The following is a 15182-nucleotide window of genomic DNA, read 5'->3' on the forward strand; positions in this document are numbered from 1 at the left end:
GGCCCTGGAGCTGAGTTCGAGCCGGCCCCCGTGCGTGAGCCATCTGGCCGCAAGGGCGAGGCAGCAGCACCCGTCATCTGAGCGCCGAGCGCTCGATCTCCCGACTCATCCCCAGGAGGGGACTCTCATGCCACGCAAGCATCGTGCTACCAAGCCTGTCGACACCCTCGCCCAGCTCTCCAACAAGCTCACGAGCTTCCGGAACCAGGCCGTGTCCGACCTGGGCTCGTCTCCGTCTGGCCGTCTCTACGACGCCCCCAACGCGGCCGACCGTTCCGCGGAGGCCCGCGGGCTCCGCGACAGCGTCTGGGCGCACATGCAGGAAGTCATGGCCGACGCCGAGGCGGACGAATGGTCTGACGAGCTGAAGGACCGGTACGAATCGCTCGAGGCTTCCCTCGACGAGATGGGTACCTTCGTCGAGCGGTACTCGCCTGTCGACCGCTCGGGCGTCGTCGCTCCGACCGCACCGCGGACGGCTGCCTACGCCCAGGACCGACCTCTCGCCCAGGACCAGACGTTCCGCGGCGCCGTGAACGCGCTCGGGCTCGACCGAGACGACCGCAACCTCGACCAGCTTCGCGACTCGTCCGGCGAGGAGCTCTCGTTCGGGGCCGTGCTCCGCAACGCGATGGCCGACAACCGGCTGAACATCGTCAACTCGATGATCGAGGGGTCGGACGCCGCAGGCGGCTACCTCGTCCCTTCGATCCTGACTGCCGACATCATCGACCTGGCCCGCAACAAGGCCCGAGTGCTCGAGGCCGGCGCCCGGATCGTGCCGATGGCGAACCGCAAGATCGAGGTTCCCACGTGGGAGAACGACCCCGCCCCGGAGTGGCGAGCCGAGAACGCCGCCATCGCGGAGGACGACGGCGAGCTTGGACACATCGAGCTCGAGGCCAAGAGCCTGGCGGTCCTCGTGAAGGCGTCGCGGGAGCTGCTCGAGGACACCAACGTCGACAAACTGCTGCTCGAGGCCTTCGCGGCGTCGTTCGCGCTCAAGCTCGACACCGCGGCGCTCTACGGCACCGGCGCCAACTCGCCGGCCGGCCTCAAGGGCAACGCAGGCGTGACGAAGACGCCCCTTGCAGCTAACGGCGCCTCGCCGACGTGGGATGCGCTCGTCGACTCGGTAGGCCGTCTGCGGGACAAGAACTACGACCCGAACGCACAGATCTCGGCCGACCGCACGGCCCGCTCACTGGCCAAGCTCAAGGAGACGGGCACCGGCGCCTACCTGCAGCGTCCGGGCTATCTCGACGGCGTTCCACTGCTCACGACGGGCCAGGTGCCCACGAACCTCACCGTGGGCACGTCCAACGACACCGCGGACGTGTTTACGGGCGACTGGTCCAAGCTGTACGTCGGCATCCGGACCAACCTCGTGATCAGCCGTCTCGTCGAGCGTTACGCCGACACCGGCCAGGTCGGCTTCGTCGCGTGGTTCCGCGGCGACATCGTCCCGGCGCGTCCGGCCGCCTTCGACATCGTGACGGGCGTCAAGGCATGAGCACCGCGACGGCGGGCGTCGTCGAGATCGTGGGCGTGTTCCTCATGCTCATCGGTCTCGGCGCCGTCGTTGCGGCTGCGGCCATGGTCAGCATCGCGCTGGCCGTGCTCGCGAGTGGCACGTTCCTCGTGCTGGCCGGCGTGGTGGCTATCTACCTCGCCGTGCACCTCGAGCGCGCGAGCGCTCCGAAGCCGGTCAACGACGGCATCCCCGTCGTCTGACCCTCCGACCGCCTGCGGCACCGATCCGTTTCCGCGGCCCTGGTTTGGTCACCGGGGTTCAACCGTCCTTTCCGCGGATCGGTGTCGCAGGCACCCTCCTGAGGAGCTCGCATGAGCACTACCTCGATCGCCTACGACATCCTCGCCCGTGACCGTGGCGCGTCGGCCAGCCTCACCCGCATCGGTGACGCGGCCGAGCGCGCCGGTGTGCGGACCAACCGCGCGGGCAAGCTCGTCAAGGGTGGCGCGCTGGCGATGTCGGCGGGTATCGGTTCGGCAACGCTCGTCGCGCTGCGCTTCGCGAAGGCAGCGGCGAGTGACGAGCTCATGGCCACCAAGATGGCTCGGGCGTTCAAGAACAATGCCGGGGCCACTCGGCTGCAGATCTCGGCCACCGAGGCGTGGATCACGAAGCAAGGCCTCGCTCTCGGCGTCACGGACGACGAGCTGCGGCCCGCTCTTGGACGTCTTGTGACCGCCACGAACGACGTCGGCGAAGCGCAGCGTCTCGCATCCCTGGCGATGAACGTGTCGGCTGGCCGGGGCAAGGCGCTCGGCACAGTTACGGAAGCCCTGGCTCGGGCCCAGGGCGGCAACACGTCGGCGCTCTCACGACTCGGTGTTGTGACGAAGGACGCCAGCGGCAAGGCGCTGACGTTCGACCAGATCACGCAGAACCTCGCGAAGACCTTCAAGGGACAGGCAGCCGGGGCAGCGGACACCACGGCCGGCAAGTACGCGCGCGTCAAGATCGCATTCTCGGAGGCGGGCGAGGCGCTCGGCTACAAGCTCATGGGACCGCTCACCGAGATGGCCACGTGGCTGACGGGCACCGGCATTCCCGTGCTGGACAAGTGGTCGAGCGCTGTCGGTGAGAAGGTCGGCGCCGCGAGCGACACCGTGCGCGACAAGGTCGGCACGATCCTCGACACCTTCCGCGGGCTGCAGGATCTCGACGGCGAGGAGATCGGGACCAAGCTCGCCGGCGCGGTCGAGTCGGGGCTCGGCAAGCTGGGCGGCCTGGCGGGCTCGCTCTACGAGCGCCTCGATCAGGCCTTCGGTGACGTCGACTGGCTGGGCCTCGGCATCGGGATGGGCAAGCAAGTCCCATCGCTGCTTCTCGGCCTGGCAACGGGCATCGTCACCTTCGACTTCGGCAGCCTGCTCTCGGGCGTGGGCGAGCACTGGCAAGAGGTGCTCATGGGGGTCCTTCTGGTCGTGTTCGCCCCGGCGAAGATCGCGGGCGGAGTGGCACGATCGCTTGAACGGATCCCCCTCGCGGGCAAGTTGCTCGGCTGGGTCGTGCGCAGCCTGAACGGCGCCGGCGGCAAGGTCAAGGGCAAGATCGTCGAGTGGTTCAAGTGGTTCTCTGACGGGTTCTTCGCTGGCCTCGGACGCACGGGCCCCGGGATTCTGTCGCGCTTCGGGTCGTTCATGAGAAGGATTCCCGCGACCATCGTGAACACGCTCCGTGCAGGTGCCGGCCGCGCAGACAACGCGATGTACGCGCTGCTCCTACGCATGGCTGACGGAGCGTCCAGCGGCGTCCTGCGGGTCGTCAGGGTGGTGCGCGCTCTCCCCGGCAAGGCCATCAAGGCGCTGTCCGGCTTCGGGGGCAAGATGGCCGAGGCTGGCCGTGACGCCGTGCGCGGGCTTGTCAGCGGCCTGACCGACATCGACCTCCTCGGAAGGATCTCTGGGGCGGCCCGAGCGCTTGGGGACCGGGTGCCGGGCTCGATCAAGAAGCTTCTCCGGATCAAGTCGCCTTCGCGGGTCATGATGGAGATCGGCGGCTACGTGACCGAGGGTCTGGCCAAGGGCATCCTCGGGCCGAAGACCAAGTCTCTCGATGCCGCTGTCGCCCGCACGGTCGCCAAGGTGAGGTCCATCCGCGAGAAGCTCGCAGGACTCCGCGGCGAGCGCAACACCTTCGCGGCGGGCATGAACTTCTCGAGCTCCGTCTTCGGCGGTGACTACGGCGAGCTCGGTCCGAGCACCGGCGGGATCCTGGCGTACCAGCAGCGCCAGCTCGACCAGGCGAACCAGGTCAAGGGGGACGTCTCCAAGCTGCTGAGGCTGGGACTCTCGGCCTCGCTCATCCGGCAGATGCAGGCATCGGGCGAGTCGGGCATCGCGGCCATGCACCAGCTGGCCACCACCGGTAGCCGGGCCGACGTCTCCCAGCTCAACGCGCTCGACAAGGCGACGCAGGTCGCGTACGGGCGCACGGGTGCCGCGGCCGGCGGCGCGGTCTTCAACCCAGCGATCAAGCGCACCAAGGGTGAGCTGACCGGCGCCGAGAAGCTGCTCCGCGTCCTCGAGCGCCTCGACAAGAACACCGGCAAGGCTGAGATCCACATCCACCTCGAGGGCAAGGACATCCTCTACTCGATCAACAAGCACAACCGCCGGAACGGGAAGAAGTGACCATCCGCCGCGACCCTACGCCCGGCGTTGGCGCCTCGTGCCGTCGCGCACGGCCGCTAGACGAGCAAGTTCAGCAAGAGCCAGCTTCTCAACCGCGCTCACCGCGTCCTCCAACTTCCTCAGGTGTGTGAACGCAGGGCCGACCCCATCCATCTTCTGTTCGCGAGACTTACTTGAGCCCTGCACGGGTCCGTGAGCTTCTTCGGGAAGTGAGATGTGGAATGCGTGCACCAGCATCAGCGCGCGGCCGAGATCGCTGTCCGGTGCCACGAGCAGGCGTGCTTCGGTAAGGGAGCGCCGCAGCCGGTGATTGCGCTCAGCCATCTGCTTTCCCGAATCGGTGTCGACGAACTCGATCAGGTCCTTCGTCTCCATCGTTGTGAACGCCGGAATCATGATCCACTCAAGCTCAACCAGTCCGCGCGCGTCGACCAGGAGCTCCGCGAGCACTCGTCGAAGCTCGTCTCGACGAGACTCCTGGCGTGCGACATCGTCCCTGCGAGCTGACCGTCGATCGGCGAACGCCGCTCCGCCTAGAGATCCGGCCAGCGTCGAAACGGCTGTGATCCCAATAGCAGACGTCTGAGCCCAGTCCATTGTGTCAATCTAGGTGAGGCATCAGTGCCGGCAGCGAGCGCCACGCCCGGGACGGCTCAGCGGGTCCGAGCCGCGATGAACGCCGCCAGGTCTCGCTCGTAGACCCGGGTCTTCGCACGGCCTATGCCGATCTCGACGCCGCGGAGGTCGCCGCGAGCCACGAGGTTGAGCACGTGACCGCGCGAGCACGAGAGACGCTCGGCCGCCTCAGCGACCGACAGCAGCTGCGGCGCCCTCGGCTCGGTCACAAGATCTCGTCGAGGAGGTCGGCCGCGCCCTGAAGGGCCGACGCCAGCGAGCGAGCGTCGACGCTAGTGATCCCGGCCCAGTCTCGGTCGGCCAGGACGTGGAGCTCGGCCGACCCCGAGCCGACCGTCACGACCTCGACGAGGTGTGCGCTCGCATCGAACACCCGACTGTGCTCGGTGTAGGTGCCGGCGACGTCGTGCTCGAGGGTCTCTCGCCCTTTCACGGAGTCGACGATGTGGCCGGCCTCGATGTCCTGCGCGTACTGCGCCCGGGTCTCGGCGTCGTGCTTCGCGTGATCCTTCTTGCACCAGCTAGGGCAGGTCACGGCGGTATCGTTCTTCATGGTCGATCCTTTCACGATCGGTCCACGCCCTCGGACGGGTGCAACCGTCGCGAGGGCATCTCTTTTCGGATGGGTTCAGGGGCGAAATCTCGCCCGGCTATCGGGTCCACACCGCTCGCGGCCTCTACCGGGTTTACGGGGCTTTCTGCGACTCAGCACAGCGCTTATTAAGTAGGCACCCCCAAGATGCCGGGCGAGCCGAAGCGGGTCCAGCCCAGCAAGGACACGCGCAACAGCAAGAAGTAGTGCCTGAGACAGCACGACGGCCCCGGGAAAAGGACGGGGCCGGCGCCGGGCTGCGTCTCGTGGTTCACGAGGCAGACCTGGGCGGTGGTCCCACAGGTCCTGGGTGGCCGGCGGGTGCGGCTCCCCGTGGTGTCGCCGTGCCCCTGACGATAGTCGCGGCCCACGAAGGCTCGTGCGGACGCCCGAGCGGGACTTCCGTAGGGTGACGACGTGGACCTGAGCTCGCACCGCCCCCGGGGCGGACCCTCGGAGGCGATCTCGTTCGACGACCTCCGCGGCCTGCGCCAGGAGTTCACCCGCTTCATGCTGCGGCACCGCTTCGGCATGGAGGAGATCGTCACGAAGCTCCACATCCTGCGCGACGAGTTCGCGCTCATGCACGAGACCAACCCCATCGAGCACGTCGCCTCCCGGCTCAAGTCGCCGGACAGCCTGGCCGAGAAGATCCAGCGCAAGGGCTGTGAGGCCACGTGGGAGTCGATCAGCGCCGAGATCACCGACATCGCCGGCGTCCGGGTGACCTGCTCCTTCGTGTCCGACGTCTACCAGGTGTTCGACGTGCTCACGAGCCAGCAGGACGTGACGCTCAAGGAGGTCCGCGACTACATCGTGGAGCCCAAGCCCAACGGGTACCGGAGCCTGCACGCGCTGGTCGAGGTGCCGGTCTACCTCTCCGACGGCCCCGTCGCCGTGGGCGTCGAGGTGCAGCTGCGCACCATCGCGATGGACTTCTGGGCGAGCCTCGAGCACAAGATCCACTACAAGTATCGAGGCGCGGTGCCCGTCGACCTCCAGGACCGGCTGCGCGAGGCGGCCGAGTCGGCCAACGCGCTCGACGGTCGCATGGAGAGCCTGCACGCCGAGGTGCGCGGCCTCGACGAGTCCGGCGTCAGCGGGCTGTCCGACGACGTCCGCGCGGAGCTGCGTGCCGGAGACGACCTCGTGCCGAGCGAGCGTCTCCTCGAGGAGCTCCGCCGGCTGGCCGACGGCCCGCCCCTCCCCTGACTCGGGCAGTCTCCTTGCGGGTGCGACCTCAGGCGAGGACGTCGGCCAGGTCGTAGCCGACGACCTCGTCGAGCTGGGCGTAGCCGCACGACGCAGGCTCGCGGTCGGGGCGCCAGCGCTTGAACTGCGCGGTGTGCCGGAACCGTGCGGAGTCGCCCTGGCCCTCCATGTGCTCGTACCCCACCTCGACCACGCGCTCCGGCGCGAGGGGCACGAACGAGAGGTCCTTGGTGCCCGTCCAGCGGCTCTGCCCGCCGGGCAGCCGGCCGTCGGCCTGGGCCTGCTCGTCGCGCCACGCTCCCCAGGGGTGGTCGGCGACCGGGACCACGAGCGGGGCGAGCTCCTCGATGAGCTCGGCCCGCCGGGCGGCCGTGAAGGAGGCGGCCACCCCCACGTGCTGGAGACGGCCGTCGTCGGCGAACAGGCCGAGCAGCAGCGAGCCGAGCAGAGGATGGTCCTCGGTGGAGGTCTTGTGCAGGCGGTAGCCGGCCACGACGACGTCGGCCGTCCGCGCGTGCTTGACCTTGAGCATGGTGCGGCCGTTGGGGGCGTAGGGCGAGGCAAGAGGCTTGGCCACCACGCCGTCGAGACCCGCCCCTTCGAACTGCTCGAACCAGCGCTCGGCCTCGACGGCGTCGTACGTGACGCGGGTGAGGTGGACGGGCGCCTCGGCCCCGGCCAGCGCCTCCTCGAGGGCGGCTCGACGCTCGGTCAGCGGACGGTCGACGTACGAGTCGTCGCCGAGGGCGAGGAGGTCGAACACCACCAGGAGCGCCGGCGTCTCGCGGGCCAGCATCTCCACGCGGGAGGCCGCGGGGTGGATGCGCTGCGAGAGGTGGTCGAAGGAGAGCCTCCCGTCGACGGCCACGACGATCTCGGCGTCGACGACGCACCGCTCGGGGAGGGAGGCCTTCACCGCCTCGACGACGTCGGGGAAGTAGCGCGTGAGGGGCTTGGTGGAGCGGCTGCCGATCTCGACGTCCTGGCCGTCGCGGAACACGATGGCGCGGAAGCCGTCCCACTTGGGCTCGTAGACGAGACCGCCCTCGACGCTGTCGGCTGCCGGGACACCCTTGACCGACTTGGCGAGCATGGGCTGGAAGGGCGGAACGACGGGCAGGTCCATGCACGTCAGCGTAAGCCGTACCTCAGACCGTCCGCCTGAGGACGGGACCTAGACTGACCCGGTGACTTCACCCGCCGTCGAGGTGCGCGACCTCGTGATGCGCTACGGCGCGACGACCGCCGTCGACTGCCTGTCGCTCGACGTGCAGCCGGGCACCATCACGGCGATCCTCGGTCCCAACGGCGCCGGGAAGACCACCACCATCGAGACGTGCGAGGGCTTCCGGGCGCCCCAGTCCGGCACGGTCCGCGTCCTGGGGCTCGACCCGTTCGTCGACGCCACCGCCCTGCGCCCCCGCGTCGGGGTCATGCTGCAGTCCGGCGGCGCGTGGTCGGGCTCGCGCGCGGAGGAGATGCTCCGCCACATCGCCTCGCTGCACGCGCACCCGCTCGACGTCCCCTCGCTCGTGGAGCGACTCGGCCTCGGCTCCAGCGGCCGCACGCCCTACCGACGGATGTCCGGCGGCCAGCAGCAGCGCCTCAGCCTCGCCATGGCCGTCGTTGGCCGACCCGAGCTGCTCTTCCTCGACGAGCCCACCGCGGGACTCGACCCGCAGGCCCGCCGGGCCACGTGGGACCTCGTGTCCGAGCTGCGCGACGTCGGCGCCACCGTGGTCCTCACGACGCACTTCATGGACGAGGCCGAGGCCCTCAGCGACGTCGTGCACATCGTCGACGCCGGCCAGGTCATCTCGAGCGGCACACCCGCCGAGCTCGCCACCTCCGGAGCCCGCAACACCATCCGCTTCACTGCTCGGCCGGGCCTCGACATGCCCGCGCTCATGGCCGCGCTCCCCCACGGCACCAAGGCCGAGGAGTCCCCCACCGGCCGCTACGTCGTGTCCGGCGACGTCGACCCGACGCTGCTGTCGACCCTGACCGCCTGGTTCGCGACGCAGGACGTCCTGGTGGATTCGTTGCTCGTGGAGCGGCAGACCCTCGAGGACCGCTTCCTCGACCTCACCGGACGGGCCCTGCGATGACGAGCCACGCGACCACCGCCGCCACGGCGCCTCTCGACCTCACCCCGCGTCCTGGTGCCGCACCGACGCGGCAGATGCTGCGCGCCCAGTCGGTCATGGAGCTGCGGCTGCTGTCGCGCAACGGCGAGCAGCTGCTCCTGACCCTCGTCATCCCCGTGCTCCTGCTCGTCATGGGCACGCGGTCCACCGACATCGTCGACCTCGGCGAGGGCCGTGCCATCGACATCATCACGCCGGGCGTGCTCGCGCTCGCGGTGCTCTCGGCCTCCTTCACCTCGCTCGCCATCGCGACCGGGTTCGAGCGGAGGTACGGCGTCATCAAGCGGCTCGGCGCCTCCCCGCTGCCGAGGTGGGGGCTGCTGCTCGGCAAGATCACCGCCGTCCTCGTCGTGGAGGCCGTGCAGATCGTCCTCCTGTGCGGGGTCGGCCTCGCCCTGGGCTGGGAGCCGAGCGGCGGCGTCGGAGCGGCCCTGTGGCTCCTCGTGCTCGTGGCACTCGGCACCGCGGCGTTCGGCGCACTGGGCCTGCTCATCGCCGGCACCCTGCGCGCCGAGGCCACGCTGGCCGTGGCCAACCTCGTGTACGTGCTGCTCCTGGTGGGCGGCGGTCTCATCGTCCCGCTGTCGCGCTACCCCGACAGCGCCCAGAAGATCCTCGAGCTGCTGCCCTCGGGCGCGCTCGGCGAGGGTCTGCGGGCCGCGTTCGACGGCGGCGGCCCCGGCCTGCTCCCGGTCGTCGTGCTGGCGGTCTGGGCCCTGGTCGCGGGACTGCTCACCTCGAGGACGTTCCGATGGGAGTGACCCGTGCGCTGAGCTCGCCCACCCGCCCCTTCGTCGTGAAGGCCGCCTGGGCGCTGCTCGTGGCCAACACCGTGATCATCCTGACGGGCGGCCTCGTGCGCCTCACCGGATCCGGACTGGGCTGCCCCACCTGGCCACGCTGCACCGATGCCTCGTTCACCCCGCACCGGGAGCTCGGCATCCACGGCGTCATCGAGTTCGGCAACCGCATGCTCACCTATGCGCTGATCGTCGTCGCCGTCGTGGCGTGCGTCGCCATCTGGCGCTGGTCGGAGGCGCAGCTGCGCGACCGCAGGCTGGTCCTGCTCCTCACGCTGGGCATCCCCTTCCAGGGCGTCATCGGCGGCATCACCGTGCTCACCGACCTCAATCCCTGGATCGTCGCCCTCCACCTGATCCTGTCGCTCGTCCTGGTGGCAGGCTCCACCGTCCTGCTGATGCGGGTGATGGGGACATCGGTCCCGGCCGTGCCCGAGGGCGTACGACGGCTCGCGCTCGCCGTGCTCGGAGTCCTCTGGGTGGTGGTCTACCTCGGCACCGTGGTCACGGGCAGCGGCCCCCACGCCGGCGACGCCAAGGCGCCGCGCAACGGGATCGACCCGCACGTCATGAGCCACGTCCATGCGTTCTCGGTCTACCTCGTGGTCGCCCTCACGCTGGTGCTCGTCTGGAAGGCACGCGGCACGGTGGCTCACGGCCCGGCCGTCGCCCTCCTCGTCGGTGAGCTGGCCCAGGGCCTCATCGGCTTCGTGCAGTACTTCACCGACCTGCCCATCGCGCTGGTCGCGACGCACCTCGTGGGAGCCGCCGTGCTGGTGGCGCTCGGCACGCGGCTCGCGCTGGTGACGCGCGGCGTGCCGCAGGATCAGCCCGCCGACGCGGCCCAGGGCGTGGAGGCCTGAAGAACGGCCTCGCTCAGTGCCTGCGTCCGCAGGTGCGTGATCTGCTGGTACTCCGGGTCGGCCACCATGGCCGTGAAGGCCTGGCGGCTCGGGTAGCGGACGAGGAGCAGGACGTCCCAGTCGGGCTCCGGGTCGGGCCGCACGACGAGCTCGGTGGACAGGTCGCCGGCGTACACGATCTCGCCACCCACGCGCTCGAGGAACGGCGCGATCTCGCGGGCGTACTGCTCGTACGAGTCGCGCCCGCCGGGTGCCAGCTGGAGCAGGTTGAGCATCACGACGGGACCTCCCGGGTCCTCGGCGAGATAGCGCTTGAGGTCGTGGCCGGTGGGATCGACGGGCATGACCCGACCCTAGCCAGGGTCACCGACGTGGCGGAAGCCCTTCGAGCGGCTCAGGCAGCCGGTGGTCCGCCCCCGCGCCAGCGGTCGGCGTCGATGGGGAACACCCAGCGCCGCCCGGGCCACTCCGTGAGGGTCCACAGCTGCCGGCGCTGCGGCAGGAAGGTGATGTCCTCCGGACCGGTGGGCAGGACGCCGCGGTGGCGCGTCCAGTCCCCCGGACGGCCGGCCCAGAGGTCGCCCGGCACGTCCTCCCCCGAGCTCGCCGTGACGAACCAGGTCCCGTCGGCCACGACGGCGCCCTGCATGCGAGGCAGCTGACGGTCGTGCAGGTCGAGTGGCTCGACGCGGCCGTCGGCGTCGGCCCGGAGCAGACCGGTGCGTGGGTCGATGGGGAAGCGGAGCAGACGATGGGTGGGAGCGTCCTTGCGTCCGTACTCGCCGACGACGAGCCGGTGCCCCTCGGCGGAGCGCTCCAAGGACATGAACGAGTAGGTCATGCGGGGCGCCTCGGCGTCGTTCTCGGCCTCGTACCTCAACAGCTGCGGGAGGACGTAGCGGTAGCCCTTGCTGCGGAACCGGTTCTTGACCCGCACCACGTCGTCGAGGCGGAAGACCCGGATGCCGGCCCGGCTGCCCGCCACGAAGAGGTGGTCGCCGTACCAGACGATGCCCCCCGCGTGGACCCTGACGGCCCGCAGTCCGCGCCAGCCCCAGCGACGGGACCGGTCCACCAGGAGGAGGTGCCGGTAGCGCGGCGGGACGTCGTCATGCCAGTCGACGGCCGTGATCCGCGACCCGACCCACCGGCCCACCGCGCCGCGGCCGTACCAGCTCACGAGGACGACGTCGCGACCCTCGTACTGGCCGCCGGAAGGCTCGGGTCCGTAGGCGTCGGCCGAGGTGGTGATCCCCTGCGGATACCACCGCACGGAGGTGCGGTCGTCCTCCTGCCACGTCATGCCGGGCAGCGCTGCCTCGCCGGGGGCCTGCTCGTGGCGTGCCTCGCGGTTGGCGTCGGCGAGCGCGGCCCGCAGGCCCACGCGGCGGATCCGTCCTGGGCCCGACGTGGGGACGACGGCCCGGAGCCGGTGGGGCAGCGGCGGCACGACGCTCAGGCGGTCAGCGCAGGAACGGGTCGGCGGCCGCGGCCACGAACAGGAGCGCCAGGTAGGCGTTGCTGAGGTGAAACAGACGCATGGGCTTGATGATCGCGAGGTCCTCGGTCTCGACCGAACGCGACTTGAGGTCGTAGGCCTCGACGAGGAAGATCACGCCGAGCACGATGGCGACGCCCGGGTAGAACCAGCCCATCCCGGCGACGGGCCACAGGGCGAGGGACGTGGCGACCATGACCCAGGAGTACGTGACGATCTGGCGGCCCACCTCGGCCGACGTGGCCACGGAGGGAAGCATCGGGACCGAGGCCGCGGAGTAGTCCTCGCGGTACCGCATGGCCAGCGACCAGAAGTGCGGCGGCGTCCAGAAGAACACCACGAGGAAGAGGACCACGGGGGTCCAGGCCAGCTCGTTGGTGACGGCGGTCCAGCCGATCATGGCCGGGAAGCAGCCCGCGGCCCCGCCCCAGACGATGTTCTGGGAGGTGCGGCGCTTCAGGATCATCGTGTAGCCCACGACGTAGAAGACGTTGGCCGCGAGGGCGAGCCCGGCCGAGAGCCAGTTGACGGTGAGGCCGAGCAGGAGCGTGGAGACCACGCCGAGGGCGAGGCCGAACCAGAGCGCACCCCGGGTGCCGACCTGGTGACGCGGCAGCGGACGGCGGGCCGTCCGGCGCATCTTGGTGTCGATGTCGGCGTCGACGACGCAGTTGAGCGCGTTGGCGCTGCCGGCCGAGAGCGTGCCGCCCACGATGGTGGCCACGACGAGCCACAGCGAGGGGACGTCCTTCGCGGCCAGGAACATGACCGGGACGGTGGTGAGCAGCAGCAGCTCGATGATCCGAGGCTTCATGAGGGCGACGTACGCCTTGACGACGTCGGTCGCGGAGAGGCCTGTCTCAGGAGCGCCGTGCTGGGTACCCGTCGAGGGATCGAGGGGCGACGGCTGACCGTCGGTCTGGAGTGCACTCACTTGCGGGAGTCTAGTCGCACGCGAGTAGGCTCGTGACGTAGGCATCGAAACCCCTTGTCGGCCGTACCGAACTTCTTGAAGGAGTCCCCGCGCGTGTCTCAGATTCCCGCCGCCCTCGACTGGACCGAGCTCGACGACAAGGCGGTGAACACGGTGCGTCTGCTGGCGGCCGATGCCGTCCAGAAGGTCGGCAACGGCCACCCCGGGACGGCCATGAGCCTCGCCCCCGCGGCCTACCTGCTCTACCAGAAGCTGATGCGGCACGACCCCTCCGACCCGCACTGGGTCGGGCGTGACCGGTTCGTCCTCTCGTGCGGCCACTCGAGCCTCACGCAGTACATCCAGCTGTACCTCGCGGGCTACCCCATGACGCTCGACGACCTCAAGAGCCTGCGCACGTGGGGCAGCCAGACCCCCGGGCACCCCGAGTACCGCCACACCCCCGGCGTCGAGGTCACCACGGGCCCGCTCGGCCAGGGTGTCGCCAACGCGGTGGGCATGGCCATGGCCGCCCGGCGTGAGCGCGGGCTCCTCGACCCCACCGCGGGCGAGGGCACCAGCCCCTTCGACCACCACGTCTACGTCATCTGCTCCGACGGCGACCTGCAGGAGGGCGTCTCGGCCGAGGCCTCGTCCCTCGCGGGCCACCAGAAGCTCGGCAACCTCACGGTGCTCTACGACGACAACAAGATCTCCATCGAGGACGACACCAACGTCGCGTTCAGCGAGGACGTCGCTGCACGCTACGAGGCCTACGGCTGGCACGTGCAGACCGTCGACTGGACCAACGGCGGCTCCGGCTACCACGAGGACGTCCAGGCCCTGTTCGACGCCTACAAGGCGGCTGAGGCCGTCACCGACCGCCCCAGCTTCATCCAGCTCCGCACGATCATCGCGTGGCCCGCGCCCTCGGCGCAGAACACCGGCGCCTCCCACGGGTCGGCGCTCGGAGACGACGAGATCAAGGCAACCAAGGAGCTCCTGGGCTTCGACCCCGAGCAGACGTTCATCGTCGACGACGAGGTCATCGCCCACACCGAGAAGGCCGTCGACCGCGGCGCCGCCGCCCGCGCCGAGTGGGAGGAGGGCTTCGCGGCCTGGACCACGGCCAACCCCGAGGGTGCTGCGCTCCTGGAGCGCCTCTCCACCCACGCTCTGCCCGACGGCTGGACCGACGCGCTCCCCACGTTCGAGGCCAGCGAGAAGGGCGTCGCCACCCGCTCCGCCTCGGGCGAGGTGCTCTCCGCGCTCGCACCCGTCCTGCCCGAGCTGTGGGGCGGCTCCGCCGACCTGGCCGGCTCCAACAACACCACGCCCAAGGGCGAGCCGTCGTTCCTGCCGCCCGAGCACTCCACCGCCAAGTTCCAGGGCGGCTGGTACGGCCGGGTGCTGCACTTCGGCATCCGCGAGCACGCCATGGGCGCGATCATGAACGGCATGGTCCAGCACGGGCTCACGCGCCCGTACGGCGGAACGTTCCTCGTCTTCAGCGACTACATGCGGCCCTCGGTGCGTCTCGCGGCACTGCAGGAGCTCCCCGTCACCTACGTCTGGACCCACGACTCCATCGGTCTGGGCGAGGACGGCCCCACGCACCAGCCCATCGAGCACCTCGCCGCCCTGCGCGCCATCCCGGGCCTCGACGTCGTCCGCCCGGCCGACGCCAACGAGACCGTCATCGCGTGGCGCACCATCCTGGAGAACACCGACCGCCCGGCCGCTCTGGCGCTCAGCCGCCAGAACCTGCCGACGTTCCCCCGCGACACCGAGGACGCTGCCGGCTCCTGGGCCTCGGCCGAGGGCACCGCCAAGGGCGCGTACGTGCTCCTGGACGCGCCCGACGGTGAGCCCGACGTGGTGCTCGTGGCCACCGGCTCCGAGGTGCAGATCGCCGTGGCCGCCCGCGAGCAGCTGGCCGCCCAGGGCGTCCAGGCCCGTGTCGTCTCCATGCCGAGCCGCGAGTGGTTCGAGCAGCAGGACGCTGGGTACAGGGACAGCGTGATCCCGCCCGCGCTCCGCGCCCGTGTCGTGGTCGAGGCCGGTGTGGCCTTCGGCTGGCGCGACGTCGTCGGCGACGCCGGTCGCATCGTCGGCATCGAGCACTTCGGCGCCTCGGCCGACTACCAGACGCTCTACGAGAAGTTCGGCCTCACGGCCGAGGCCGTCGCCTCGGCAGCCCAGGAGTCGATCGCCGCAGCGTCCGAGACCGGGGGCGTGCCGTTCTTCGCCCGTCCGGCCGGACCGGTCGGGCCCGCGGACAACCCGGACGCACCCACCCACTGACCACCCGGGACCGCCGAGTGGGCCGAGACCCGGTCGACCGGCGGCTCCCGAACGAA

At 70.2% G+C, this 15182-nt stretch carries 15 protein-coding genes; 8 read left to right on the plus strand and 7 right to left on the minus strand.

The genetic code is table 11. From position 1 onward, the window contains the following. The first annotated feature begins 127 nt into the window (after positions 1-127). The 3 genes from ASD11_RS07315 (at position 128) to ASD11_RS07325 (ending at position 4161) form a co-directional block, all read left to right on the plus strand. Complete coding sequence (locus ASD11_RS07315; RefSeq protein ID WP_056285222.1) at positions 128-1513, plus strand: phage major capsid protein; 1386 nt, start codon at positions 128-130, stop codon at positions 1511-1513. Continuing rightward, positions 1510-1734: a hypothetical protein gene (locus tag ASD11_RS07320; RefSeq protein WP_056285225.1), complete on the plus strand. Its 225-nt coding sequence runs from the start codon at positions 1510-1512 to the stop codon at positions 1732-1734. The genes ASD11_RS07315 and ASD11_RS07320 overlap by 4 nt, the downstream gene beginning before the upstream one ends. A 111-nt stretch (positions 1735-1845) precedes the next feature. Further along, complete coding sequence (locus ASD11_RS07325) at positions 1846-4161, plus strand: hypothetical protein (protein WP_056285227.1); 2316 nt, start codon at positions 1846-1848, stop codon at positions 4159-4161. A 15-nt stretch (positions 4162-4176) separates the two neighbouring features. Here ASD11_RS07325 and ASD11_RS07330 read toward each other — a convergent pair whose 3' ends face one another. From ASD11_RS07330 to ASD11_RS07340, 3 genes are all read right to left on the minus strand, one after another. After that, on the minus strand, positions 4177-4611 hold the full coding sequence (locus ASD11_RS07330; protein ID WP_056285228.1) for a hypothetical protein: 435 nt from the start codon (positions 4609-4611) through the stop codon (positions 4177-4179). A gap of 203 nt (positions 4612-4814) precedes the next feature. Further along, positions 4815-5006 (minus strand): helix-turn-helix domain-containing protein, encoded by a 192-nt coding sequence (locus ASD11_RS07335; RefSeq protein ID WP_056285234.1) that lies wholly within the window; start codon positions 5004-5006, stop codon positions 4815-4817. After that, positions 5003-5350 carry a hypothetical protein gene (locus tag ASD11_RS07340; protein ID WP_056285237.1) on the minus strand — a complete coding sequence of 116 codons (348 nt, stop codon included), beginning with the start codon at positions 5348-5350 and terminating at the stop codon, positions 5003-5005. Before ASD11_RS07340 ends, ASD11_RS07335 begins: the two co-directional genes overlap by 4 nt. A 456-nt stretch (positions 5351-5806) precedes the next feature. On the opposite strand from ASD11_RS07340, the gene ASD11_RS07350 reads away from it, so the two are divergent. After that, positions 5807-6601 (plus strand): GTP pyrophosphokinase, encoded by a 795-nt coding sequence (locus ASD11_RS07350; RefSeq protein WP_235503267.1) that lies wholly within the window; start codon positions 5807-5809, stop codon positions 6599-6601. Positions 6602-6629: 28 nt separating this feature from the next. On the opposite strand, the gene ASD11_RS07355 is transcribed toward ASD11_RS07350, so the two are convergent. Beyond that, positions 6630-7727 carry an ATP-dependent DNA ligase gene (locus ASD11_RS07355; protein ID WP_056285245.1) on the minus strand — a complete coding sequence of 366 codons (1098 nt, stop codon included), beginning with the start codon at positions 7725-7727 and terminating at the stop codon, positions 6630-6632. Between the two features lie 61 nt (positions 7728-7788). Here ASD11_RS07355 and ASD11_RS07360 point away from each other — a divergent pair, with 61 nt between their 5' ends. From ASD11_RS07360 to ASD11_RS07370, 3 genes are read left to right on the plus strand one after another with little or no spacing between them, the layout of a single operon-like run. Further along, positions 7789-8709 (plus strand): ABC transporter ATP-binding protein, encoded by a 921-nt coding sequence (locus ASD11_RS07360; protein ID WP_235503268.1) that lies wholly within the window; start codon positions 7789-7791, stop codon positions 8707-8709. Next, positions 8706-9509 carry an ABC transporter permease gene (locus ASD11_RS07365; protein WP_056285248.1) on the plus strand — a complete coding sequence of 268 codons (804 nt, stop codon included), beginning with the start codon at positions 8706-8708 and terminating at the stop codon, positions 9507-9509. Before ASD11_RS07360 ends, ASD11_RS07365 begins: the two co-directional genes overlap by 4 nt. After that, on the plus strand, positions 9500-10411 hold the full coding sequence (locus ASD11_RS07370) for a COX15/CtaA family protein (protein WP_056285251.1): 912 nt from the start codon (positions 9500-9502) through the stop codon (positions 10409-10411). The genes ASD11_RS07365 and ASD11_RS07370 overlap by 10 nt, the downstream gene beginning before the upstream one ends. Here ASD11_RS07370 and ASD11_RS07375 read toward each other — a convergent pair. The 3 genes from ASD11_RS07375 to ASD11_RS07385 are packed head-to-tail and all read right to left on the minus strand — an operon-like array spanning position 10375 to position 12843. Then, positions 10375-10755, minus strand: a complete 381-nt coding sequence (locus ASD11_RS07375; protein ID WP_056285254.1) for a DUF1330 domain-containing protein — start codon at positions 10753-10755, stop codon at positions 10375-10377. The genes ASD11_RS07370 and ASD11_RS07375 overlap by 37 nt on opposite strands. Before the next feature lie 50 nt (positions 10756-10805). Beyond that, positions 10806-11861 carry a hypothetical protein gene (locus ASD11_RS07380; protein WP_156464629.1) on the minus strand — a complete coding sequence of 352 codons (1056 nt, stop codon included), beginning with the start codon at positions 11859-11861 and terminating at the stop codon, positions 10806-10808. Positions 11862-11874: 13 nt separating this feature from the next. Next, a complete protein-coding gene (locus ASD11_RS07385; protein WP_235503269.1) occupies positions 11875-12843 on the minus strand; it encodes a heme o synthase in 969 nt (322 codons plus the stop codon). A 102-nt stretch (positions 12844-12945) separates the two neighbouring features. Here ASD11_RS07385 and tkt point away from each other — a divergent pair, with 102 nt between their 5' ends. Then, entirely contained in the window at positions 12946-15126 is a 2181-nt protein-coding gene (gene tkt, locus ASD11_RS07390; RefSeq protein ID WP_235503349.1) for a transketolase, read from the plus strand. Positions 15127-15182 lie beyond the last annotated feature (56 nt).

This window comes from Aeromicrobium sp. Root495 (assembly GCF_001426755.1).
GTDB lineage: Bacteria > Actinomycetota > Actinomycetes > Propionibacteriales > Nocardioidaceae > Aeromicrobium.